The following is a 23,381-nucleotide window of genomic DNA, read 5'->3' as shown; positions in this document are numbered from 1 at the left end:
AGCTCTGCTAGAATCGAGCGACCATGCGAGGGGAAGAGGTGGAAAGGCACATGCTGCGGCGCCGGCTGAGCGGTACGGCGGGATTGCTGCTCCTCGGTGCTGCGGCCTGTGGCACCACCCCCGACCGCCCGAGCGGAGCGACAGGCGGCGCTTCCACGGGAGCCTCGAGCGCCGGCGCGGGCGGCGGAGGCGACGCGACAGCTGGCAGCGGCGGCTCCGGGGCCGCCGAGCCGTCCGGGGGCGGGCAAGCGGGATCTCCCGAGGGGCGTGACTGCGGGACGGTGGGAGAGGTGATCGCGGTGGGCGCGAACGTCCTTCGAGAGGCGACCGGGCCCGCGCCCGAGCTGGAGCGCTTGCGTGGCTGTACGCGCTTCCTCGGCACGCTTCATCTGCTGAGCCTGGACGGGCCCGAGGCGATCGACGCGCTCACGGATCTCAGGGAAATAGCGGGATCCCTGCTGCTCTATTCGCCTCCTGAGGATCTCGGACCCCTGTCCAACCTGACGCGGATCGAAGGTCGGTTGCTGGTCGTGGCGGCGCCGGAGGCCTTGCGCGGCCTGGAGTCGATCCAGTACGTCTCCGGGCTGTGGCTCTACCAGAGCGGCTTTGCCGACTTCTCGTGGCTTCCTGCTCTCGCGGAGATCGGCGCCTCCATGATCGCTCGGCGCAACGCGCAGCTGACCGCTGAAGCATTGGAGTCCTTCGCGACGTCGCACGTGCGCAGCGGCGCGCTGGTGTCCCTCACGAACGCCGTTCCCAAGGAGCCGCCGGACCCCGATGCCGAGGCGGTCGTGTGTGGCCAGCCGGACGATCTGGTGATCGTGCCCTACACGAGCGTGGCTGGATGCACCCGCTTCCGGGGCTCGATCCACCTGAGCGATACGACGCCGGGCGCCTTGGAGCCGCTCTCCTCCCTCGTCCACATCGACGGCTCGCTGACCCTCTTCCGCAACCACACGGACGACTTCACCGCGCTGCGCAACCTCCGCCGCGTCGGCGCGAATTTTCAGATGCATCTGCTGGAAGGCCCGGGCCTCGACGGGTTCGACGCCCTCGCGGAGGTGGGTGAGCTCAGACTCGTGAGCTCGGGTGAGCTCACGAGCTTCGACTGGCTCCCAGCGCTCACCAGCGTTCGTGAATCCGCCTTGGCGGTGAGGGGGCTCCCCCTGTCCATGGAGGCCTTGGAATCTTTTCTTTCGCGCCTGGACATCGGGGGCGAGACCGCGGTGATGAGCCTCGACTGACGCGTCCTCGTTGCGTTCAAATTCACCGCGCCGCCCGCGCGCGGCTGACGAGCGCCGCCGCGCCTGCGAGCCCGGCGAGGCCAGCCACCCAGGGCCAAGGGGACGTCTTCGTCGCCGAAGGGAGGGTGACCTTGCCGAGGTCCGTCTCTTCGACCACCTCCTTGATGTGCGGGTACACGCGGATGAAGGCGAGCGCTCCAGCGACCATCCCGAGCAGCCCGAACATCGCGTCGCGCCGGCCTTCGCCGACGGCGGCGAGGGTCGTGCCGGGGCAATAACCGAGGATCGCCATCCCAGCGCCGAAGGCCACACCGCCCAGGATCACCGAACCTACCTGGAACGGCTTCACGTCGAGCTCGGTCGCGCCGGCCGCGCGCAGGCCGTGCGTGCCGATCGAGCCGACGGCCGCCGCGGTCGACATGATCCGCGCAATGCTGCTGTCGCGCAGCAGGAGCTGCTGGATGATGAGGTCGGCATCCGAGGCCCCTCCTCGCTGGAGGAGGGCGCCGAACGCGGTCCCGGTCGCGAGGCCGAGCACGAGTCGTCCGAGCGGATCCCGCTTCATCGCGCGCCTCCTCGAAACAGGAGCTTCGCCGCCAAGACGGCGCTCACGCTCATCGCGACGTCGAACGCGAGGCTGGCCGCGGCGAGCTGCATCGTGCCGCTGATGCCGTGCCCGCTGGTGCATCCTTTGCCGAGCCGCGCGCCGAACATCATCAGGGCGCCCCCGCAAAACGCGGCCGCGTAGCGCTTTCCGCGGCTCTCCCCGAACCGCGCCCGCCATGCGTCCGGCAGCGTGGATCCTCGCGTACCCGAGGCGCGCGAGGCCAGGAACGCGCCAAGGACGATGCCCGGGGCGAGCAGCACCTCCCAGTCGATCTTCGGCGTCGTCTCCCGCTTGGCCACGAACTCGTTCACCCGGCTGGCCTGCGGCGCGAGCCGGCGCGCCAGCGCGCTCGCCCCCGTCTCGAACGCGGACGTCACGCCGAGAGGCCGCTTCGCGGTCCCCATCGCGAACGACTCCAGCGCTCCGATCGCGAGCCCGGCGATCTCCGGCGCCCAGCGCGCGCCTCCCGGCGAGCTCATCGTCGCGCTCCTTCGATATCCATGGTGGTGATCGTGCGCTCGGGGCCCTGCTTCTTCGGCAAACCGACTTTCTCCCATGCCGTCATCCCGCCGAGGACGTTGGCGACCTCGGTGAAGCCGCGGCGACGGAGGATGCTCGTCGCGAGCCCAGCGCGATGCCCGACGCTGCAGACGAGCGCGATGCGGCCATGACGCGGCAGCGCGGGCTGGACCTTCTCGAAGTGCTCGTCGAGATATCCCACGTACATGTGCCGCGCGCCTTCGATGTGCCCCTCCGTCTCGAACTCCTGATCATCGCGGACGTCGAGCACGGCGACGGCGTCGCCGGCGTCGTGGAGCTCGCGCGGGGTCATCGTGCCCGTCTTCTCGATGGGCATGCCCGCGTCCCGCCATGCGTCGAACCCTCCGGCGAGCACGCCGGACACGTGATCGACGCCGACGCGCGCGAGGTGCAGGACCGCCGCCTCCACGTCCGCGGCGCGCGAGACGACCAGGTACACCCGGGTCGTCTCGTCCGCGACCCACCCGCCGAACACCGGGAGCCCAGCGAGCCAGAGGTTCAGCGAGCCGGGCAGGTGGCCCGACGCGAACGCCTCGGGGTCGCGCGCGTCGAGCACCAGCCCCTGCCTGGATTCCGACGCGAACTTTTGGGGCGGCAGGGAGGGTACTTCGCCGGGCTTCGCGGAGAGCGGCTTGCCCCCTTCGAGGTTCAGCCTCTCCATCAAGCTGAAATAGGGTGGGCGCGGGATGCGCTCCGCGACCTTGGCGCGGGCGAAGTCGTCGGCCGACCTGACGAAGACGGGATTGTAGGCGCGCTCGAGGCCGAGCGTGGAATCATCCCGCTCCGCGATGTTGCCCCCGCAGACCGAGCCGGAGCCGTGGGCGGGCCAGACGAGCGCCTGATCCCCGAGCGGGAGGAGCTTCTCGTGCACCGAGGCGAAGAGGAGGCGCGCGTTGTCGCTGGTCTTCTCGCGGTCGGGCAGGTCGGTCCGGCCCGTCTCCCCGATGAACAGCGTATCGCCGGTGAAGACGCCAAAGGCGCGCCCGGGCGCGTCCGGGAGGAACACGGCATAACAAGTGCTCTCCGGCGTGTGTCCCGGCGTATGGAGCGCGCGGATGCGCAGCCCGATCAGATCGAGCTCCTCGCCATCCCGCATCCGGATGTCGCTCTGTCCGAAGAGCGGATGATCTCCGCTCACGATCTTCGCGCCCGTCGCCTTCGCGAGGGCGCCAGAGCCAATGACGAAGTCCTCGTGGCGGTGCGTCTCGAGGATGAACTTGATCACGAGGTCCCACTCTCGGGCCGCCGCGAGGACCTCGTCGATGTCCCTCCGCGGGTCCACCACGATCGCCTCGCCCTTGTTGCCGAGCAGGTAGGCGATGTGAGCGAGACCTGGAGTCTTCATCCGGTGTAGATGCATGCACGGGAGTGGATGCAAGCGAGGCGCCAGGCCGACCGCTGCGAGCGATCGGCGCGACGCGCGAGCTCAAGGGATCACCCGTCGCGCGCAGGACCGCCACGCCTCGACCTGTCCGCTGTGGCGAGATGGTGCGTCACGAGGCGCGAGCGAAAGCGCCGGCGTCCTGCCCGCCTCGTCCGCGACGGCTGCTTCCCATCGCCGGAAGAAGCCAGAGCCGCCCTGACGCGGCGCTCACGCCGCGCGGATATCGCTCTGGAACGGGGAGACGTTCTCCCGGAACATGAGCCAGACGAAGAGGCATCGCATCTCGAAGTACTCGTCGGCCGCGATGCCCGCGAGCGTGGGGTCGAGCTCGCCGATGTCGTGCCCTTCCCAGAGGAAGCCCGGCACGCCGCGCGCCCGGCTGACGAGCCCGCCGCTCTGCAGCTGGTCGCGCGCGCGGAACCAGCGGGTGAGCGACATGTTGACCGCCGCCGTGAAGTCGGGCCGGTGCGCGATGCGCTCCGGCAGCGCGACCTGGTCGAGGCCGGCCGACCAGCAAAGCCAGCAGAGCGCGGCCCACTCGGCTCGGGCCCTCCGCATCAGGAGAGAGACCGGCAGGGCTCCTGGGTCGAGCGCCTCGTCCACGGTGAGCTCGACGGTCTCGACGCCATTCTCGGTCTCCTCGGTCAAGGTCGCCTCCGTCCGCGCGAGCTCCACCGGCCCGTCCGGCAAGAGGTGCGACAGGTCGGGCGGGAGCCACGGACAGGGCTCCGTACCCGGCAGGCCGCGCTGCACGGCCTCGCGCAGGCGCAGCAAGCGGGTGGCGTAGAGCTGGACCTTCTGCCGAACCTGCTCGATCGGCTGATCGAGCTCGACCGTGGCCGATGCGTCGCCGGGCACCGGATCGATGGCCTGGCGCGCCGGCCAGAAAGCGAACTCCGGGTACAGCAGCCGCACGAAGGTCCTGAGGTGCTCGGCCACGGCGGGGGCCTCGGCCTCGACGCGGTCGGCGTCCTCGAGCACCCCGCGCGTGTCGCCGAGCTCCAGCTGCAGGAGCGCGCGCGTGATGCAGGTCGAGCGGCGCTCGGGCACGAGCAGCAGCGCCGCCTCGACGAGCGAGAGCGCAACGCGACGCGAGCCCCGGAAGACAGCGGCGAGCGTGCGGTAAGCTGCGCTCGGCTCGGCGCCGAGCAAGAGCTCGTCCAGGACGCCGAGCGCGGTCGTGTCGGACGCCTCGAGCAGCGCTCGCCCGCGTTGCTCCACGACCTCGGGTTTCGGCTGCAGCGTCGCGCCGCGCAGGAACTCGGCGAGCCTCTCTCGCTCGCCCCCGCGGGCCGCCGCGCGGGCCGCGGCGCAGCAGGCTTCGCGCGCGCGGCCCTGCTGCAAGAGCTCTCGCGCGAGGGCCCAGACGCGCTCGGCGTCCCACGCCGCGATGTCTTCGGCGAGCGCGGGCGACGCGCCGAGGCTCGCCTCGTCCAGGGCCGCGCCGAGCTCGCGTCGAACCACCGGCGCCCCGTCCGCGTCGAGCCCCGTGAACGCTCCGACCGGGTGACCGTGCGTGTACTGGCCGCGCTCCTCGCGCACGCGCCGGTCGAGGTAAGGGCTCGTGTCCGGATCGGGAAACCAGCGGACGGACGGGCCGTGGAAGCGTCCCTGGGGATCGAGGTGCCGCTCCTCGGAAGGGCGGCCCAGCGCGTCGTACCGGAGCTCGCGATGACGCGCGCCAGCGCGAATCTCGATCTCCTGAGAGGGCTTGCCCTCGCGCGTGAAGTAACGGTCGATGAGCGAGGCCGAGGCGTCGTCCTCCTCGCGGACCAGCCATCGTTGCGAGCCGTGGTCGTAGTCGGCCTCTCCGGCGACGCCGGCGGGTCGGTCGGGCCAGCGGGAGCCGTCCGCGGAGATCGGGTACCCGTCGCGGTCGTGAAAGACCTGGCGCAGGATGCTCCCTTGTCGATAGCGCGTTCGCAGCTCCCAGGCGCCGGGCGGCACACAGCACGGTCGTAGCCTGAGCTCCGTCGGGGCGTCGCTGCCGTACACCACCACCTCGCCGTCGAGCTCGCCGCCCCGGTAGCGCCCGCGCTGCGCGGGTTGACCGTTCGGGTGGAACAAGGTGAACGGCCCGTCCTTCACCCCGCCCGCGTAGCAGCACCGCGAGAGCAACGAGCCGTCGCTCGCGCGGTAGACGTGGCACTCGCCCGAGCGACGGCCGTCGGCGTCGGTCTCCACGAGCTCGAACGTGCCGTGCTCGGGGTTGTACCTGGCTGAAGGAGGAATCGACGGAGGCCGCTCCGCGCCGTGGTGTGCCGTGGAGTCCACGCATCGCAGTCTATCGGCTTTCGCGCCGAGAAGGCGGCCCTTCACGCTGATTGCAAAGATCCACGAAGCGCGGGTTCGGGGCGAGCGGCGCCTGCCCGAGCGCCGCTCCGGACCACCGAAGCTCGACCCTCTCGACGACCGCGGCCAGCGCAGCGGATCGCTGCTGTTGGCGCCGCGCTACTGGTTGGCGGTGTCGCCGGTGCAGATGACGAACTGCGTCGCGCCGTCCAGGGCTGCGCCGTCGCCGGTGAACCGGACCTGGCGGCGCTCTGTGGATGGGCACTTGGCGACGACTTCGTCTCGGCCGAAGCCGAGCCGCGGGTCGACATAACACCACCCGTGCACCTTCTCGCCGCCGACCTCGACCGGTGCAGGAGGCACCGTGTTCTGGCACGCCGCGAGCTCGTCCGGCGTTTTCAGCTGCTCGACCTCGCAGACGCAGTTCCAGCCGTTCGCCGCCGCCACCGGATCCTCGAGCACCATCCGCTTCGCGGCGAGGTTCTCGCGGAGCACCTCCCGCCGCGCCGTGAGCCCGTCGCAGCCGCACTTCCCCTCGGCTGTGCTCCGCGCCTCGAGGACGAGGCAGCTGACCTGTCCGCTCTCGTTCGGCTGGAGCGCGCGGGGCAGGCACTGCCCGCCGAGCTTCGTCTTCAGGCGATCGACGATCGCGCCGATCGCCGGCCGATAGCCGAAGTCGAGCCGGTCCTCTTGCGGGAACTCGAGCTGCGCCGGGCACACGGAGCCGACGATGCCCTGCTCCCCGAGGTTCCGGATGAGCTCGAGCTGCCGCAGGCCCGGATAGGCCTTCGCGCTGACCTGGAGGTTGCTGTCGGTGCCGTCGGGGTTGTCCTTGCACAGGGGGCTGTCTCGGTCTTCAGTGCCCTTGCAGTCATCGCCCGTCACGGGCTCGAGCAACCGGAACGTGCAAGCGTACTGGAGGTCGCCGAAACCCGGGTTGGGGTTCCATTCATGGCCGTTGATGGTGTTGGCGTCGTCCGGCGAGTCCGGGCCGGCGATGCGCGTCCCGGTGATCGGGTTCTCGCCGTCGCGGGGGAGCGGCGACTCGATCATGTGGGGATCGCCGGGGCTCCGGCGCGACTTCGGATCTCCGAGGATGATGTCCCAGGTGCTCGCGAAGCCCGCGTTCGGGGCGCTCAGCTCCTTGGCGCTCTTGAAGCCGCCGACGCGGTTGCCGTCCTGGTCCCTTCCTTCCCGGAGATCGGGCTGACCCGCGTCGCCCTGGCGCGCGATGTCCTGCCACGGGACGCCCACGAGGCCCGCGAAGAACACGTACTCCGGCGGACGGACCGCGCTGTTCTCGTCGTCCGGGTCGAGATCCGAGAAGATCGGGTTGTCGACGAGATTGCCCTGGTGATCCTGGATCCGCGCCTGCGTGAGCGCGTCCGTGTAGCGGTCGATCGGGTAGAGCAGATCGATGCCGAACCGGCGCTTCTGGTCGAAGCAGCGCAGGTTGTGCGGGTCCTCGTTCGGGCGGAGCGTCTTCGGCTGTCCATCCGGTCCGCAGGTCTCCTCGTCCAGCGGGCACTCGCCCCTGTCCGACCCGCAGGACTTGCAGCACGGGTCGTCCAGGCCCTTCTCCGCGCACTCCCTGCGCGGCGCGAACATCCGAAAAACGTCGCCGTCGTCGTCCTTCTGCCTCGCGACCCAGAAGGCGTTCCCTCCCTCCTTGATGGAACAGTCGTTCTCGTCCGACAGCATGACGATCGCGAGGAGCGAATCCGGCCGCAGGAACGCCTTGCGCTGATCCAGGAGCTTCCTGTCCACGCCGCGCCGCTCCGCTTTGCCGTTCACCACCTCGAGGGTCTCATAGGGCGCGGGGTCCACGAGGAAGCGGTACCAGCTCTCCAGCTGCGACTCGAAGCCGCAGCCGTTGTCGGCCACCCCTCGGACCATGTTCGTCAGCGCCGGCACCAGGCCGCGCCCCGCGCCGTCGTCGAGGATCGACTCGCCCGCGGGGCTGAGCTTCTGCTCTGGATCCCAGGCGAGGAACCCCATGTTCTGGTAGGTCGGCGGGTCGTTGTCTGCGTCGTTGTGGTCGTCCCTGTCGCTCCGGGCGACGAGGTGTCCCCTGTCGTTGTTGAAGACGAGCGGTCCCTCGGGGCACGAGTCCGCGCCATGGCTGCCGAGGCTCGTGCTGATGATCCCGATGTGGATGTCGACGACGGGCTCGAACTCGCGCTCCTTGCCGCTCGGGCAGCGGCCGTCCTCCCCCGGCGGGGACGAATTCAGGGGGTCCAGCGGATCGATGCACCGGGGGTCGACCAGGCGCCTCACGAGATCGGGAACGGCCAGCGCGAGGATGTCCTGCTTGTCCTTCATCGACGACGAGTTGTCGATGGTCAGGAGGAGGTCGATCTTGTCGACGCGCCGCGGGAGCCGCTCGACGACGGTGCCAGTCGTGCGCGTGTCTTGATGGGCTATCGGGCGGCTCAGGCACCCCGGGAGGAGCGATGTACCGCCGACGACGAGGGAGCACAAAAGCGACGCTGCCGCGCGGGCAGCGCGTGACGGAGGACGAGCGGGCATGGATCCTTCCTTGCGCGAGAGATGGAGTGGGCCCTTCGCGCGCCATGCGCGCGGAGCCGGCGCGCCCGTCTCGCGCGGAGTGGGTGACAGGCCGCCTGGCGATCGCGTATCAGACGCCGAGAGGGGGTGTTCTCTTGGCTACGTGGCGAGATGAGCGCGACCCCATCACGAAATCCACGAACCACGGAGAGACCGCGGTGCGGTGGCCGCGTCGCACAGTGGCGGCACATCCGCCGTAGCGGCTCGCGGCACGGGCGGCACAGCGGCCATCGCGGGCGGAGGCGCCGCCGTCACGGCACGGGCGGCACAGCGGCCATCGCGGGCGGAGGCGCCGCCGCTTCGTCGGAAGCGGAGGCGGCCTGCGCCGGCATGCGATAGTATTGAAAAATTACGTGTAGGAAGGAATCGTGAAGGCCGGGCGCCAGAAGCGTCCTCGGCCGGCGGCGGGAGCTCAGCTCTCGGCGGAGGCGGCCGTCTCGGCGCCAGCGACGAGCGGCGCGTACTGCGCGAGGGACTTGCTCCAGCGCTTGTGCTTGCGGCCGGGCTTCCGGGAGCTCTGGGTGCTCCGCTCCTGCTTCTGGGTGACCTTGAGGGTGAGGTGCTGGTGCTGGCGCGTAGGGCGATTCATGGCGGCGGATGCTGGTCGAACGCGCCCCGCTCCGCAAGCCTCAACGCGACGGAGCCCGCGCCTGCTCGCTCCGTCCGTCCCGCTCCGTCCCCAGCCGGCCGAAGCTGTGGATCCCGTAGATGAGCACCAGGAGCGCGAGCACCGTGAGCCCCATGCCCGCGTCCGACGGCCCGACGCCGACCAGCGCGAGCCCGGCGACGAGGAGCAACCCACCGCCGCCGAGCGCGCGTCGCGCGCGCTCCTCGGCGTCTCGCTCTCTCCGGTGCCCCCGGCGGCGCGCCGGCCCGCCCTCCTCGAGCGCGCTCACTGGAACTTCTGCGTCCGCGCGTAGGTGATGAAGTCCTGCACGTCGCGCGTCAGCTCGCGCTCGGCGGTGATCGTCGTGCGCTCGTGCGACTCGCCGACGAGGTCGTCGTAGAGGTAGTTCTGCTGGTAGAGGAGCACGAGGCGAATGGCCCCGTCCGGCCCGCCGCGGACGACGCGCAGCTTCTCGTCCCGGCCGTTCGGCGGCGGGATCGCGGCGCCGAGCGCCTGGGCGTCCTCCTCGGTCACGTAGACGACGCCGTACGAGCGGCTCTGCACGCCGACATCGACGCGCACCTTCTGCCCGCTGGTCAGCTCGACCTCGCGCCCGCGCGCCGGCTGCGCGCCCTCGTGCGCCATCGCCCGGCGGATCACCTCGATCGCCCTGCGCTCGTCGAGGGCGCGCATCGGGTTCGGCGCGCGCGCCTCGCCGCCGCTGCACGCCGCCAGCGCGAGCGCCGCGGTCGCGATCCCCAGCGCGAGGCGCGCCGCCCGTCGCGCGCCGCCGAGGAGACGGCGCGCGTCCCGAGCCTGCCCGGGCGCGAGCGTGCGCGCTGAAGGCCGATGCTGAAGGGGGCCGAGATGGGGAGCCCCCGAGCCTTGATGAAGCTTCCTCGACATGAGCGGCATGAGAGTAGCCAACCGCCCGGAGCTTCGCTACTTCTCCCGACATGGCGCGGCTCGCTGCGATCGACATCGGATCCAACGCCATCCGGCTTCGCATCGTCGACGTCGATCCTCCGGCGCTCGGGGCGTTCGGGGCCGGCTGGGATCCGGCGCTCGCCGGGGCCGCGACCGGCGCGCCCGACGCGCCCCGCTTCCACCCGTTCCGCGATGTCCATGCGGATCGCGCGTCGGTGCGTCTCGGGCACGACGTGTTCACGAAGGGCCGGCTCGAGTCGGGGGTCATCGGCGCCGCCTGCGAGGCGCTCCGGCGCTTCCGCGCGGCGATGGATGCGGCCAAGGTCGACCGCTACCGCGCGGTGGCGACGAGCGCCGCGCGCGAGGCCCAGAACGGCGACCTCTTCGTCGAGCGCGCCGCGCGCGAGGCCGGCGTCCACATCGAGGTCATCGAGGGGGTCGAGGAGGCGCGCCTCGTCCAGCTCGCCGTCCGCGAGCGCGTCGCGCTCGGCGAGCGGACCGCGCTCCTCGTCGACATCGGCGGCGGCTCCACCGAGCTCACGCTGCTCCGCGGCCGCGGGGCCGTCTTCTCGCGCTCGCTCCCCGTGGGGACGGTGCGGATGGTCGAGGCCTTCCTCGAGGATCGCCGCCCGGTCGACGCGGGGCACCGGCGGCTCGTCGAGGAGTACGTCGATCGCGTCATGGTCGAGGCCACGCGCGAGATCGTGGAGCTGCTCGGCGAGGGGTCGGGCTCGGGGATCGATCTGCTCGTCGGCACGGGCGGCAACATCGAGACGCTCGCGGAGCTCTGCCCCGCGCCGGCCGGGTCCGCGGAGGGGCGGGCGATCGACGTCGGCGCGATGTCCCGCCTGCTCGACGAGATGGCGTCGAAGACGCCCGAGGAGCGCGCGCAGATCTACGGCCTGCGCCCGGACCGCGCCGACACCATCGTCCCCGCGGCGACGATCCTGGGCCGCATCGCCCGGGCGTTCGTGCAGCGGGTCATCGTCGCTCCCGGGGTCGGGCTCAAGGAGGGCGTGCTCGTCGATCTCGCCCACGCCCACTTCCTCGGCCCCGACTTCCGCGGAGAGGCCGCCGCGGTCAGCGACGCCTGCGTCCGGCTCGGCCGCCGCTACCACTTCGACGAGAAGCACGGCGCGCTCGTGGCCCGCTTCGCCGAGCGGCTGTTCGACGACCTCGCGCCGCGCCATCGCCTCGGCCAGCGCGACCGGATCCTCCTGCGCGCGGCGGCCCTGCTCCACGACATCGGCGACTTCGTCCGCTACGAGGGGCACCACAAGCACAGCTATTACGTCATCGCCCACAGCGACCTCATGGGCCTGACCCCGGAGGAGCGCGCGATCGTCGCGAACATCGCGCGCTACCACAGGAAGTCGCCGCCCAGCATGGACCACGACAACTTCCGCGCGCTCTCGCGCGACGCGCGCGCCAAGGTGAAGTCCATGGCGTCGATCCTCCGCATCGCCGACGCGCTCGATCGCGAGCACCGGGCCAAGGTCGCGGAGGTGAGCGGCCGCATCGAGGGCGACACGCTGGTGATCGAGGTGCAGGGCGCGGAGGACCGGGCGCTCGAGGAGTGGACGGTCGTCGCGAAGGCGGGGATGCTGCGCGACGCGCTCGGCCTGGAGGTGCGGATGGTCGACGCCACGCCGAGATCGCGCCCGCCTCCGGCCGCGAGCGCGGGCGGATGACGCGAGGCACCGCCGCGCTCGCGGCGGCTGACGCGAGGCTCCGCTGCGAGCGCTGGCGGGGTCGACGCCCGAAAAAGGCGCCGTGGCCTTTGCGTGGAGCCCTGCGGGCCACCATGAAGCTCGGCACGGGGGAGGTTCTGCCCCCGTGGACGAGCGCGGCGATGCCGTACCGACGGGCGCGGCTGCGCCGCCGTGGAACAGGGGCGAGCGACCGTTGACGCTGAAATCTCCGAAGCTGATGGAGGCCCGCCGCGCCGCCGGCATCCTGAGGTCCGCCCTGCGCGGGCACACGGGCGATCTGACGCTCGCCGACGCGTCGGCGAAGAGCGGCCTGCCGCTGCGCGACGCGGAGAGCGGCCTGCACCTGCTCGTCAGCGAGCACCGCGGCCACCTCAAGGCGACGTCCGAAGGTGAGCTGCTCTTCCGCTTCCCGTACGGCTTCACCAAGCCGTGGGAGACCCGCACGCGCCTCACGCGCGCGCTCCAGGCCGTCCTCCGGGCCGCCGCCGGCGTGGCTCGCTTCGTCGTGCGGGCGTGGATCGCGATCGTGCTGATCGCGTACGTCGTGATCTTCGTCGGGATCCTGATCGCCCAGCTGTTCGCCCGCTCGAGCAGCGACTCGCGCAATCACGACGGCGTCCCCGGATCGTTCGCCGGCTACTTCCTCTTTCGGCTGGTCCTCGACGCGATCTTCTGGACGTTCCACCCGTTCTCGCCGTTCGTGTGGACGGCCGAGCCGGCGTGGTCCTCGTCGCATGGCCACCGCGGGGCGCTCGGGCAGCGACGCGACGAGACGCCCTTCTACGAGAAGGTGAACCGGTTCTTCTTCGGCCCGACGCCGGCGCCGCGCGATCCGCTCGAGGCCGAGAAGCTCATCCTGGCCGAGATCCGCGCGCAGCGGGGCCGGATCGGGCTCGCCGACGTGATGCGCGTGACGGGGCTCTCGCGCGACGAGGCGGATCCGCTCATGGCGCGGCTGATGCTCGACTACGACGGCACGGTCGACGTGTCGGAGGAGGGGGGCATCGTCTACCGGTTCGAGGCGATCCGGCGGACGGCGGCGGAGGCGCCGGCGCGGGCGCCCGCGCCGGTCTGGGCGGAGCGCGAGGAGCTGCCTCCGCTGACCGGGAACGGGCCGGGGATGAACGCGCTCATCGTGGCGCTCAACGGGTTCAACCTGCTGATGAGCCTCTACGCGCTCGGGGCCCACCTTACGCTGGACAACCTCGGGCTCCTGGCGCGGGGCGTCCCGATGGCGGAGCTGCCCGCCACGGGGACGGCGGTCGCGCTCGGGGTGGTGCCGCTCGTCTTCTCGCTCGCGCTCTTCGCGCTGCCGCTCGGCCGGGCGCTCCTGCGCCCGCTGAAGCAGCGGAGGCTCGCCCGGCGGAACGGCCGGCGGGCCGTGCTTCGGGCGATCCTTGCCCGCGTCGGCGCGAGGCAGGGCCGGGAGCCGATCACGGAGGCGGTGCTCCAGCGGGCGTGGCAGGAGGCGGCGGGGGAGCCGCCGCGCTCCGAGGAGATCACCCGCGAGGTGGTCGCCCTCGGGGGCGACGTCGACCTCGAGGCAGGCGAGGGGATCCGGTACCGCTTTCCCGATCTGGAGACCGAGGCGAAGGCCCTCGAGGCCGAGCGGGAGGCGGCCTCCGAGGAAGAGGCGCGCGCCGGGAAGGTGATCTTCTCGTCCGACGCGTGAACGCCGTCGCAGACGGTTTTTTCTGTGGTGCTTGATGAGGGCGCTGACAAAAACCGTCGATGACGTGTGCGCGCGTACGGAGCCGCTCCGCATGGAACCGCCGTTCATTGACGCGCTCTGGTCTGGACGTCTACGTTAGGGTGAATTTCGCTCATGTACTCCGTTGACAACAGGGCCGGTCGTCTCATCGAGGTGAGGCTCGCATCACCGCTCCCGGCTGGCGAGGTCGACGCGTGCATCGCCCGGATCCAGGGCGTCGTGACCCAGAACCGGCACGGCGCTGTCGTCTGCCTCGAGCTGCTCCAGGTCGACGTGCTCGCGCCCGAGAGCGCGGAGAAGTTCCTGGAGATGATGCGGGTCCAGAACGCCACGGTGCACCGGACGGCCTACCTGCTGCCGGTGTCGAACGCGATCCTGGGGCTCCAGGTCGAGCGCCTCATCCGGGACGCGCACAACTCGAGCCGAAAGGCGTTTCGCGACACCACCTCGCTCGAGGCCTGGCTCGTCCCGGTGATGACGATGGTGGAGGCGCAGCAGCTCCGGAAGTTCCTGTCCCAGCTCGGCTGAGGTGGAGCGCGCCGCCCGCGGCGCGCGCCGCGGGCGCCCCACCGCGCCAGGCGCTAGCCGCGGACGAACGGCAGGTACTTCGGCTGCCAGAACCGCGCCTTCACATAGGCCTCGACATTCCCGGGGTCGACCTTCTTGCTCCTCGCGACGCCGTCCTCGAACGCCGCGCGGATGACCGCGATGGCGACGCGCGTGGAGACCTCCTGGAGCTCCTCCACGGGCGGGTAGATGAGCCCGTTGTCGAGGTGCTTCTCCGCCGTGTAGTCGACGAGCGCATACGCCGCCGCGAGCACCATGCCGTCCGTGATCTCGCGCGCGTCGGACAGGATGGAGCCGAACCCGAGCCCCGGGAAGATGAAGGCGTTGTTCCCCTGGCCGATGGGGATGGTCTTGCCGTCGCGCTCCACGGGCGGGAACGGGCTGCCGGTCGCGACGAGCGCGCGGCCCTCGGTCAGGGCGAGGATCTCCTCGGGGAGCGCCTCGCAGGCGCTCGTCGGGTTGGAGAGGGCGAAGATGACCGGCCGCGGGGTGTTGGCGGCCATGGCCTTGATCACGGGCTCGCTGAACGAGCGCGGCTGCCCGGACAGCCCGAGGAGCACGGTCGCGCGCGTGTTCTCGAGGGTCTCGAGCAGCGTCGGCACGGCCCCGGCCTTCTTCCACGCGGCGATCTTCCCCGGATCCTGCGCGAACTTGCGCTTGTACTCCTCCATCGGGCGGTCCTTCGCGAGCAGGCCCTTGGAGTCGAGGACGAAGATGCGGGCGAGCGCCTCGTCCTCGGTGAGCCCCTCGCGGAGCATCCCCTGGCAGATGGCCCAGGCGACGCCGACGCCGCCCGCGCCCGCGCCGTGGATGACCACCGATTGGTCCCTGAGCCGCTCGCCGCGCAGCCTGCACGCGGCGACCACGCCCGCGAGGGTGACTGCCCCTGTCCCCTGGATATCGTCGTTGAAGGAGGGGATCACCTTCCGGTACCGATCCAGCACGGAGAAGGCGGCCTCCTTGGAGAGGTCCTCCCACTGGATGACGGCGCGGGGGCAGCTGCTCTTCACGGCGTCGACGAACCTGTCGAAGAAGTCGAAGTAGGCGTCGCCGCGCAGGCGGCGCTGGCGAACACCGAGGTAGAACGGGTCCTCGATGAGATCGGCCCGGTCGGTCCCCACGTCGAGGACCACGGGCATCGTGTGGAACGGGCTCACGCCGCCGCCCGCCGTGTAGAGCGCGAGCTTGCCGATCGGGATGGCGAGCCCGCCGTAACCCTGGTCGCCGATGCCGAGGATCGCGGAGGAGTCGGTCGCCACGATCATGCGCACGTCCTCCCACGGGAAGCTCGCGAGCACGCGCTGGGCGCGATCGATGTTCACGGGAGAGAACGAGACGCCGCGCGCGCTCTGATAGAGGAAGTTGAACTGCTGCACGGCCTCGCCCACGGTCGGTGTGTAGACGATGGGCAGCATCTCGCCGAGGTGGCGATTGAGCAGCGCATAGTAGAGGATCTCGTTGCGCTCCTGGAGCGCCCGAAGATACTGATACTTTGCGATCGGCGTCGGCTCGCGGCGAAACCCGCCATAGACGCGGGCGAGCTGCTGTTCCATGGTGTTGACCTGCGGCGGGAGCAGCCCGTCGAGCCCGAGGTTCACGCGCTCTTCCGGCGTGAAGGCCGTCCCCTTGTTGGTCATGACGAGCCTGAGGAGGGCGATTCCGTCGAAGTACACCTCCATGTACTCGCGGCCATAGGCGTCTTTTTTGACGTCGAAATACTTTGAGATCCTCACCATGGAGGCATTCTAAACCGATGCGCGCGCGCCGGCGAGCGTTCCTTGAGCGCTTGAGCGGGCGAGCGGGCGAACTCGGGTTGTTCCCGGTCGGTGAATGGAGTGTTTCTCACAGTGGTATCGCCGGCGGGCGAACCCGGGCGGATCCTGCTCGCCGGATGCAGTGCTTCTCACATTGTTATCGCCTCGTGGTATAGAGGCGCGATGCGACGCATTGCCGTCATTGGAGGCGGTCTGGCCGGGTGCATCGTTGCGTTCCGGCGAGCGGTGGCGGGCGACCAGGTGACGCTCGTCGAGGCGGCTCCGCGGGTCGGCGGGCAGCTCTGGACGGAGCGGGCCTCGGGCTTCGTCGTCGAGCTCGGCGCCGAGGGGTTCATCGCGCGGAGCGAGGCCGTCCCTGGGCTGGCGAGCGCGCTCGGCATCGCCGGCGATCTCGTCGGTCAGGAGACGCACCGGTCGTTCGGCTTCGACGGCGTCGCGCTGCGGGAGCTCGCGCCGGGCGAGGCGGCGGAGTTCCTCGGCTTCCAGGTGCCGCGCGACGAGCTCGGCAAGGGGATCCGGACCTTCCGCCTCGGGATGGCGCAGCTGACCGAGACGCTCGCGCTCGCGATCGCGGGGCGCGTCGAGGTGCGCACTTCCGCAGCGGTCGCCTCGCTCGCGAAGGTGGCCGGCGGCTTCCGCCTCGCGCTCGCCGGAGGGGCCGAGATCGACGCCGACGCGGTCGTCCTCGCCACCCACGCCGCCGGCGCGGCCGCGCTGCTCGGCGAGGCGGGGCGGGCGCTCCGCGACGCCGAGACGCTCTCCAGCGTGACCGTCTCGCTGGCGTACCCGCGCGCCGCGATCGAGCACCCGCTCGACGGCACCGGCTTCGTCGTCGCCGCGGGGCACCAGGCGCACGGCTTCCGCGCGTGCACGTTCACGACCTCGAAGTTCGCCGAGCGCGCCCCCGCCGGCCACGTCACGCTTCGCCTCTTCTTCCGCCCGGATCCGGCGGACCTCGAGCAGATGGGCGACGACGCCTGGACGGCGCGCGCCGAGGCCTCGCTCGCGCGCGTGCTGCGCGTGCACGGGCCCTCCGAGCGCGCGTGGGTCTCGCGCTGGTCGAGCGCGCTCCCGGTCTCCACTCCTGCGCACGCGGCGCGGGTCCGAGAGGTCGAGCAGGCGCTCGCCGGCAGCGGCGTGCTCCTTGCCGGATCGGCGTTCCACGGCTCCGGGATCGACGCCGCCGTGCGCTCCGCCGAGGCGGCCGCGGAGCGCGTCGGCGCCCTGTAGCGCGCTGTCGCGCTCCGGTGCGACCTCGCACGAGAGGCGACCCGTCCTCCCGAAAGCTCGCAGGCTGCGCTGATGCGGCGCGCGAGGAGCGCGGCCTGCCAGCGTCGATCTGCGGTGACAGGCTCGACCCGGACGGGCGAGGATGCGCACCATGACCACCGATATCACCGGCTGTCACGGCACGCGCGAAATCGAGAGGCGCTTCGCGCTCGGCTTCATCGCGGCGTGCGTGGCCGCGGGCTGCCGTGACCAGCCGCCGCGGCCGACCGCCGAGAGCGCGCCGCCCGTCGCGGCGAGCTCACCTGCCGCCGTCGCGTCGGCGAGCAGCGCCGCGTCGCCGGCGTCACCGGCCCTGCCCGCGCCTAGCGCGCGCCCGCTCACCGAGAAGGAGAAGCAGGCCCTCGCCACGTACAAGGCCGCGCTGGCGAGGGGCCGGCTCGCGACCAAGAAGCAGGACTTCAACGCGGCCATCCAGGCGTTCACCGAGGCGATCGCCGCGGACCCGAGCGACGCGCGGGCGCTCGCGGAGCGAGGCTTCGCGCACCTGACCGCGGGCGACAGCGGCGCGGCGGACAGCGATTTCGACGCGGCGCTCGCGGGGGCGGGCGATCCCGAGCTGCGCTCCCAGATCTGGTTCAACCTCGGGCTCCTGCGCGACAGGGCGGGCGACGCCGAGGCGGCCCGGGTCGCTTATGCCAACGCGCACCTGCTCAAGCCCTCGGCGGCCACGCGCGGCAAGCTCGCCGGCAGATCGACGTGCACCGTGGAGGTCCGCAAGGCCGACCTCGAGGGCGCCGATCTCGTGAAGGGGTGGACCGAGCTCCTCGCGCGGATCGGCGCCGCCGAGGGGGCGACCGGCGAGGCGACGAGCGAGGCCGCGGCGCGAGAGCGCCTGTGCAGGCCCGACTCGAGGTGGGCGGACAGCCCGTGCGCCGGCGATGCGCCGTGGGTCTTCCCTCGCGACTACATGATGTACGTGCACCACAGCAACCATGTGGTCTTCCCCCGCAAGCCGGACGGGTTCCTGGTCGTGAACGGCGGTCATTCGGGGGGCTGGCCCGCGCACTGCCATGGGATACGCAGCGTGAGCGGCTCGGTCGAGGGGGGGCTGCTCGTGGTCGAGAGCACCTTCGACGGCGCTGGCGCGGTCTACGACGGAGAGGTTAACGACGAGATGCGCTGCCGGGACGGCGCGAGCTACCGCGAGCGGACGTTCTATGACGCGCGCACCGGCCGGGCGATGGTGGCGCTGCGCTGGCCGGCTGGGAGCGAGGCCGACGTGAAAGTGCAGGGCGGTCAGCTGGTCGTCTCTGGTGGCGGCTGCGACGAGCGAGTCCGGCTCAACGTCAGCGCCAGCGCCAGCACGAAATAGGCCACGAGGTGCGCTGCGCGGTCGCCTGCTGCTGTCACTCCTGGCTCAGGGTGCCTGAGCGCCGTCGTGGGTCGTGCGTGACGCCCTCGGCATATGCAGGCCCAGGGCGGGTGCCTGGAAAAAGAAAATGGCGCGGCTCGTCGATTGCATCGAGGACTGCACCGACCGCGCTCGGACCGGCGAGCGCCGAGGGAGCGTGCCAATGCTGAAGGCGTTGAAGGCGGCGAAAAAAGAATCGACTCGAGGAACTTTTCTGTTGCGCAGCCCGTCCAAGGGGAGTACTTAATCGGAACACGAGGATTCGCCATGTTCAGCCGCCGCCACAACCTGCAGATCGTTACCATCCTGTCCAAGTCGGGAACGCCCGATGCGGCCATGGCATGGGATCGCCTGCTGGGCGATGAACATTGGGCGCATAATCCAGGTTACCCTTGCGGCCTCCGTCCGTCGCGGAAGCTCGGTAACCCGGAGAATAGCGCCTAGAGGCAGCTAAGCACGCGTCGATCGACGACGTTCGCGAAGGCCGCCTCGGGAAACCCAGGCGGCCTTCGGCGTTCTGGGGGCTTGTGGGCTGTCGGCTCGTTGCGGCTATCGGCCCGCTCGTGGGCTGGAGATCTGCCGTGGGCTGGAGATCTGCCGTGGGCTGTCGGCCTGCCGGTAGGCTGGAGATCTGCTGTGGGCTGTTGGCCTGCTGTGGATCGCCGGCTGCCGGCGAGCCGAGGAGATGAGTTGTCTTGCGCGCAGCGCGCTACGTCGTCGCGCGCTGCGGTGGGGGAGTTGCGCCCGGAGAAAGGAGGCGCGGCAGAGAATGCGCTGGGAGCATTCGATTCGAGAATGAGCGCCGCGGCGCGCGTTCGCGGCGCCGGGTAATGCTTTCGCGGAATGGTCGACGTGCATTGGCTTGCCGACACAGCAGGCCAGGCGGAGGTGTGCCCTCCGCGCGGACCCGTAGCTCAAATGGATAGAGCAGCTGCCTCTTAAGCGGAAGGCTGGAGGTTCGATTCCTCTCGGGTCCACCTGTCCTCGTCGGCGCAGCCGCGCCGGCGTCGGGGACACCTGATCTGTGACAATTTAGGATGATGTAGATGGAGGCGCGCTGCGCCTCCATGTTCCGGTGTAGCTCAATGGTAGAGCGCCCGCCTGTTAAGCGGGTGGTTGGAGGTTCGATTCCTCCCGCCGGAGCCGCGCCCCCATCGCGGGAGGCAGGCCCGCTTCGCTCACGCGAGGCGCCGGCTCGCCGCCGGCCGGGGGCGCGTCGGCGCCTCGTTCGAGCAGGCGCTGCGGGATGTAGCCTAGTGGAAAGGCGCCTCATCTGGGGTGAGGAGATCCGCCGGTTCGATTCCGGCCATCCCGACGATGGTTTGCGTGGGTGTTTCTCTTCTGGTGAAGAGGGCAGGTTGTGACCCTGCGTAGGCGGGTTCGATCCCCGTACGCCCACCCAGGACGGGTCGAACGGGCTCGGTTATCTTTGGGAGATCAACCCGAGCACGCTCTTTTATCCGTCCTCTTTTGCCCGGGGGCCCGGGCCGGAGGTGGTGTGATGGCCGATTATCTGAAGCACTTCGCCGCGCTGGTCACCCCGCAGCGGCAGAAGGCCCGCGCCGATCAGGCGAAGAACAGCGCCGGCGGCTTCGCCTTCGCCCTCGACGAGTGGGCGAGGCTCGACCGCTGGCTGATCCTCGGCGCCGAGGGGGGGACCTACCACGCGACCGAGCGGAAGCTCACGGTGGAGAACGCCCGCGCCGTCGAGGCGTGCCTCGCCGCGGACGGGCCCCGCGCCGTGCAGCGCATCGTCGACATCAGCGGCTCGGGGCGAGCGCCGAAGAACGCGCCCGCGATCTTCGCGCTCGCGATCGCCGCCGCTGACGCGAAGCTCGAGACCCGTCAGGCCGCCCTCGCGGCGTTGCCCGAGGTGTGCCGCACGGGGACGGATCTCTTCCACTTCACCCGCGATGTGCAGGGGTTCCGCAAGTGGGGGCGCGGGCTCCGGTCCGCCGTCGCCGCCTGGTACAACGACAAGCCCGTCGACAGGGTCGCGTACCAGGCGATGAAGTACCAGCAACGCGACGGCTTCAGCCACCGCGATCTCCTGCGGCTCGCGCACCCGGTCGCGCCGACCCCGCAGCACGACGCCCTTTACCGCTGGATCGTCGGCGGCATCGAGGCGCTCGGCAAGGAGTCGGCGCGCGGCAAGGCGCTGCCCATGACCGATCTGCCGGACGCGGTGCGCGCGTTCGAGTCGCTCCGCGCGGCGACCAACCGCAAGCAGGTCACCGCGCTGATCAGGCAGCATCGCTTCACGCACGAGATGCTCCTGACCGAGTGGAAGAACGACCCCGCGGTCTGGGAGGCGCTGCTCGAGCACATGCCTCAGACAGCGCTCCTCCGGAACCTGGGGAAGATGACCGCGATCGGCCTGCTCTCGCCGATGAGCGACGCCTCCCGCAGGGTGGCGCGACAGCTCACCGACGCCGGGCGCCTGCGCGCGGCCCGGGTCCACCCCATCGCCGTGCTCTCGGCCCTCAAGGTCTATGAGCAGGGCCACGGCGAGCGCGCCCGCCGGCGCGCCAACGCGCTCTCGTGGACCCCGGTCCGCGAGATCGTCGACGCGCTGAACGAGGCGTTTTACCTCGCGTTCCAGGCGGTCGAGCCGACGGGGAAGAAGCACCTCCTGGCGCTCGACATCTCCGGGTCCATGACCAGCGGCTCCATCGCCGGCGTCCCTGGCTTGACGCCGCGCGTGGCGAGCGCAGCCATGGCCATGGCGACGGCGAGGATCGAGCGCGAGTACGGCGTCGTCGGCTTCTCGGCGGCGTCGGGCGGTTACGGCGGCAAGTGGGGCGGGGGCGTCTCCGGCCTCATGCCGCTGTCGATATCGCCGGAGCAGCGCCTCGACGACGTGCTGCGCGCGGTGGGTGGCCTCCCCTTCGGCGGCACCGACTGCGCGTTGCCGATGGTCTGGGCGAAGCGGAACCGGGTAGAGGTCGACGCGTTCGTCATCTACACGGACAACGAGACCTGGGCGGGCGGCGTTCACCCGTTCCAGGCGCTCAGGGAATACCGGCAGGCGATGGGCCGACCGGCCCGGCTGATCGTCGTCGGCATGACGTCGACCGGCTTCTCGATCGCCGATCCCACGGACCCCGGCATGCTCGATGTCGTGGGGTTCGACGGGGCGGCCCCCCAGGTGATGGCGGATTTCACCCGGGGTGTCTCGTGACAGGCAGCGTGACGGACGGGCTCCGCCGGCCCGTCCGTCCGACGAGGGCGCCTCACGAGCGCCCTCCTTTTGCGGGACGCCGCCATGATGGATGGCGCCTGTCCTTCACCCTTTGCCCGGGGTCTCCCGGGCCTCAGAGGGACAGTTCTCGTGGTTCGACTCCAGCGTCCCGCTCTCAGCAACAGCCCCCGAGCCCGAATGGATAGGGGCCGGCCTACGAAGCCGGTCGATGCGGGTTCGAGTCCCGCCGGGGGCGCCGGGATCCTCTCTCCGTCGCCCGCTCTCTCGCCCGATCCGGGCCGGAGGACGACGGTTCTCTGATCCCGACCTTGCCGCCGTAGCTCAGCCTGGTAGAGCACCTGACATTCCGCTCTCCACCATTTGCCCGATCCGGGCCGAAGGAGGACGGTTACCCGTTAATCTGGATGACGCGGGTTCGAATCCCGTCGGCGGCGCTGGTTTGCCCTCGTATGCATCTGGTGAGGCAGCCTGATTGTCGATCAGGTGAGGGGAGTTCGATCCTCCTCGGGGGCGCCTCGGGGTGTGCGTCATGGAGACGGCGGAGCCTCCAAAACTCCTGCGAGAAGGTTCGATTCCTTCACGCCCCGCCGCAAAAAAAGGAGCGCGATGAACCCAATAAGAACGATGAGTGATCGTCCAATGGGCGAGGAGGTAAAGGAGGTAAAGGACGTGGGGAGACAAGGAGATGGATGTTCGATGATGAAGATCTGACGCCGGAGCCGCTGGCTCGGGGTGATAGTTCAACCGGGAGAACACTGCCTTCGCACGGCAGGGATCGAGGTTCGACCCCTCGTCGCTCCACCGGACGGGCCAATGTTCGTGGGTTACCATGCCGCTTGGCAGTTCCCCCTTGGGGCCTCCCCACGGCGCCCTTTGCCCGTTCGTTCGTCTCGTTGCCGAGGCGGGCCGCCGTCCGGCGGCCGCACACGATGTGCGGGCGCGCGGCGCCCGGCGGCCCGCCTCTTTTTTTCGATGAACCCGCGGTGGTAGCTCAACGGTAGAGTGCGAGCGTGCCAGGCTCGCGACGGGAGTTCGATTCTCCTCCACCGCTCCTGTCAGGGGCCGCCCCTCGCGGCGCTCTGCGCCCGCGACATCGCGGCGCCGGGGCCGCAGGTCGGCTCTCCTGATCCTGTGCTTATCATGTGTCCCTGTCCCCATCTCGCTAGAGGCTCAGGCGGCCGGATTTTCGCTCCGGAGGCGCGGGTTCGAATCCCGCTGGGGACACCGGGCCGCTCCGCTCGCCAGCGTGCTCCTTCGGGCGCCCGCGCCCGAGCGAGCGAGCCTGCCAATTCCATCTTGATGAGATATTTCTGGGTGTGGCTCAACCTGGTAGAGCACCGGCTTCGGGAGCCGGGGACTGGGGGTTCGAATCCCCCCACCCAGACCGCGGAGGGGCGACTGCTCCGCCGCGACGCACGACAAAGACCCTCTGGGTGTGGCTCAACCTGGTAGAGCACCGGCTCGGGGAGCCGGGGGCTGGAGGTTCGAATCCTCCCACTCAGACCGCGTCGCGCGGACGTCACCGTGACGGAACGGCATACGTGGCAGGCTGAGATCCTGCGCCCTTCGGGGCATGTGGGTTCGAGTCCCACCGGTGACACCCT

Annotated in this window: 17 protein-coding genes and 14 tRNA genes; 22 read left to right on the top strand and 9 right to left on the bottom strand. The window is 70.7% G+C overall.

The features are described from left to right. The first annotated feature begins 23 nt into the window (after window positions 1-23). Window positions 24-1,244, top strand: a complete 1,221-nt coding sequence (locus WME82_RS30785; protein WP_438038229.1) for a hypothetical protein — start codon at window positions 24-26, stop codon at window positions 1,242-1,244. 22 nt (window positions 1,245-1,266) lie between these two features. Here WME82_RS30785 and WME82_RS30780 read toward each other — a convergent pair whose 3' ends face one another. From WME82_RS30780 to WME82_RS30745, 8 genes are all read right to left on the bottom strand, one after another. After that, window positions 1,267-1,809: a DUF6691 family protein gene (locus tag WME82_RS30780; RefSeq protein WP_438038228.1), complete on the bottom strand. Its 543-nt coding sequence runs from the start codon at window positions 1,807-1,809 to the stop codon at window positions 1,267-1,269. After that, window positions 1,806-2,330, bottom strand: a complete 525-nt coding sequence (locus tag WME82_RS30775; protein ID WP_438038227.1) for a YeeE/YedE thiosulfate transporter family protein — start codon at window positions 2,328-2,330, stop codon at window positions 1,806-1,808. The genes WME82_RS30780 and WME82_RS30775 overlap by 4 nt, the downstream gene beginning before the upstream one ends. Further along, entirely contained in the window at window positions 2,327-3,736 is a 1,410-nt protein-coding gene (locus WME82_RS30770; RefSeq protein WP_438038226.1) for an MBL fold metallo-hydrolase, read from the bottom strand. Before WME82_RS30770 ends, WME82_RS30775 begins: the two co-directional genes overlap by 4 nt. A 246-nt stretch (window positions 3,737-3,982) precedes the next feature. Further along, window positions 3,983-6,049, bottom strand: a complete 2,067-nt coding sequence (locus WME82_RS30765) for a toxin-antitoxin system YwqK family antitoxin (protein WP_438038225.1) — start codon at window positions 6,047-6,049, stop codon at window positions 3,983-3,985. A gap of 177 nt (window positions 6,050-6,226) precedes the next feature. Further along, window positions 6,227-8,596: a hypothetical protein gene (locus WME82_RS30760; protein WP_438038224.1), complete on the bottom strand. Its 2,370-nt coding sequence runs from the start codon at window positions 8,594-8,596 to the stop codon at window positions 6,227-6,229. Between the two features lie 451 nt (window positions 8,597-9,047). Then, window positions 9,048-9,224 carry a hypothetical protein gene (locus WME82_RS30755; RefSeq protein WP_437740066.1) on the bottom strand — a complete coding sequence of 59 codons (177 nt, stop codon included), beginning with the start codon at window positions 9,222-9,224 and terminating at the stop codon, window positions 9,048-9,050. A gap of 40 nt (window positions 9,225-9,264) precedes the next feature. Next, on the bottom strand, window positions 9,265-9,531 hold the full coding sequence (locus tag WME82_RS30750; RefSeq protein ID WP_438038223.1) for a hypothetical protein: 267 nt from the start codon (window positions 9,529-9,531) through the stop codon (window positions 9,265-9,267). Next, window positions 9,528-10,157: a hypothetical protein gene (locus tag WME82_RS30745; protein WP_438038222.1), complete on the bottom strand. Its 630-nt coding sequence runs from the start codon at window positions 10,155-10,157 to the stop codon at window positions 9,528-9,530. The genes WME82_RS30750 and WME82_RS30745 overlap by 4 nt, the downstream gene beginning before the upstream one ends. A 41-nt stretch (window positions 10,158-10,198) precedes the next feature. On the opposite strand from WME82_RS30745, the gene WME82_RS30740 reads away from it, so the two are divergent. The 3 genes from WME82_RS30740 to WME82_RS30730 all read left to right on the top strand — a co-directional run bounded on the left by WME82_RS30740 (window position 10,199) and on the right by WME82_RS30730 (window position 14,120). Then, window positions 10,199-11,860 (top strand): Ppx/GppA phosphatase family protein, encoded by a 1,662-nt coding sequence (locus WME82_RS30740; RefSeq protein ID WP_438038221.1) that lies wholly within the window; start codon window positions 10,199-10,201, stop codon window positions 11,858-11,860. A 214-nt stretch (window positions 11,861-12,074) separates the two neighbouring features. Continuing rightward, window positions 12,075-13,553, top strand: a complete 1,479-nt coding sequence (locus WME82_RS30735) for a hypothetical protein (protein ID WP_438038220.1) — start codon at window positions 12,075-12,077, stop codon at window positions 13,551-13,553. 153 nt (window positions 13,554-13,706) lie between these two features. Then, window positions 13,707-14,120, top strand: coding sequence for a hypothetical protein (locus WME82_RS30730; protein ID WP_438038219.1), 414 nt, complete (start codon window positions 13,707-13,709; stop codon window positions 14,118-14,120). A 53-nt stretch (window positions 14,121-14,173) separates the two neighbouring features. On the opposite strand, the gene WME82_RS30725 is transcribed toward WME82_RS30730, so the two are convergent. Beyond that, window positions 14,174-15,892, bottom strand: coding sequence for an NAD-dependent malic enzyme (locus WME82_RS30725; protein ID WP_438044948.1), 1,719 nt, complete (start codon window positions 15,890-15,892; stop codon window positions 14,174-14,176). A gap of 204 nt (window positions 15,893-16,096) precedes the next feature. On the opposite strand from WME82_RS30725, the gene WME82_RS30720 reads away from it, so the two are divergent. The 18 genes from WME82_RS30720 (at window position 16,097) to WME82_RS30635 (ending at window position 23,377) form a co-directional block, all read left to right on the top strand. Next, complete coding sequence (locus WME82_RS30720; RefSeq protein WP_438038218.1) at window positions 16,097-17,164, top strand: protoporphyrinogen/coproporphyrinogen oxidase; 1,068 nt, start codon at window positions 16,097-16,099, stop codon at window positions 17,162-17,164. Window positions 17,165-17,315: 151 nt separating this feature from the next. Continuing rightward, window positions 17,316-18,536 (top strand): tetratricopeptide repeat protein, encoded by a 1,221-nt coding sequence (locus tag WME82_RS30715; RefSeq protein ID WP_438038217.1) that lies wholly within the window; start codon window positions 17,316-17,318, stop codon window positions 18,534-18,536. 306 nt (window positions 18,537-18,842) lie between these two features. After that, window positions 18,843-19,019, top strand: a complete 177-nt coding sequence (locus tag WME82_RS30710) for a hypothetical protein (protein ID WP_438038216.1) — start codon at window positions 18,843-18,845, stop codon at window positions 19,017-19,019. Window positions 19,020-19,478: 459 nt separating this feature from the next. Then, window positions 19,479-19,552, top strand: a tRNA-Lys gene (locus WME82_RS30705). 94 nt (window positions 19,553-19,646) lie between these two features. Next, window positions 19,647-19,718 (top strand) — tRNA-Asn (locus WME82_RS30700). Window positions 19,719-19,817: 99 nt separating this feature from the next. Then, a tRNA-Pro gene (locus WME82_RS30695) sits at window positions 19,818-19,890 on the top strand. 12 nt (window positions 19,891-19,902) lie between these two features. After that, window positions 19,903-19,977, top strand: a tRNA-His gene (locus WME82_RS30690). Between the two features lie 99 nt (window positions 19,978-20,076). Further along, window positions 20,077-21,756: a TROVE domain-containing protein gene (locus tag WME82_RS30685; protein ID WP_438038215.1), complete on the top strand. Its 1,680-nt coding sequence runs from the start codon at window positions 20,077-20,079 to the stop codon at window positions 21,754-21,756. A gap of 184 nt (window positions 21,757-21,940) precedes the next feature. Beyond that, window positions 21,941-22,012, top strand: a tRNA-Arg gene (locus WME82_RS30680). 75 nt (window positions 22,013-22,087) lie between these two features. Then, a tRNA-OTHER gene (locus WME82_RS30675) sits at window positions 22,088-22,211 on the top strand. Between the two features lie 7 nt (window positions 22,212-22,218). Beyond that, window positions 22,219-22,290: transfer RNA gene (locus WME82_RS30670), tRNA-Asp, on the top strand. A 4-nt stretch (window positions 22,291-22,294) separates the two neighbouring features. Further along, window positions 22,295-22,364: transfer RNA gene (locus WME82_RS30665), tRNA-Trp, on the top strand. 142 nt (window positions 22,365-22,506) lie between these two features. Further along, a tRNA-Ala gene (locus WME82_RS30660) sits at window positions 22,507-22,578 on the top strand. A gap of 179 nt (window positions 22,579-22,757) precedes the next feature. Then, window positions 22,758-22,828: transfer RNA gene (locus WME82_RS30655), tRNA-Gly, on the top strand. Between the two features lie 99 nt (window positions 22,829-22,927). Beyond that, a tRNA-Glu gene (locus WME82_RS30650) sits at window positions 22,928-23,001 on the top strand. 86 nt (window positions 23,002-23,087) lie between these two features. After that, window positions 23,088-23,161: transfer RNA gene (locus WME82_RS30645), tRNA-Pro, on the top strand. Window positions 23,162-23,206: 45 nt separating this feature from the next. Next, window positions 23,207-23,280 (top strand) — tRNA-Pro (locus WME82_RS30640). Window positions 23,281-23,295: 15 nt separating this feature from the next. After that, window positions 23,296-23,377, top strand: a tRNA-Leu gene (locus WME82_RS30635). The last annotated feature ends 4 nt before the right edge of the window (window positions 23,378-23,381 follow it).

Origin of the sequence: Sorangium sp. So ce128, assembly GCF_051525245.1 — a bacterium.
Classification (GTDB): domain Bacteria; phylum Myxococcota_A; class Polyangia; order Polyangiales; family Polyangiaceae; genus Sorangium; species Sorangium cellulosum_B.
This window is presented reverse-complemented; position numbering and strand designations above follow the sequence as displayed.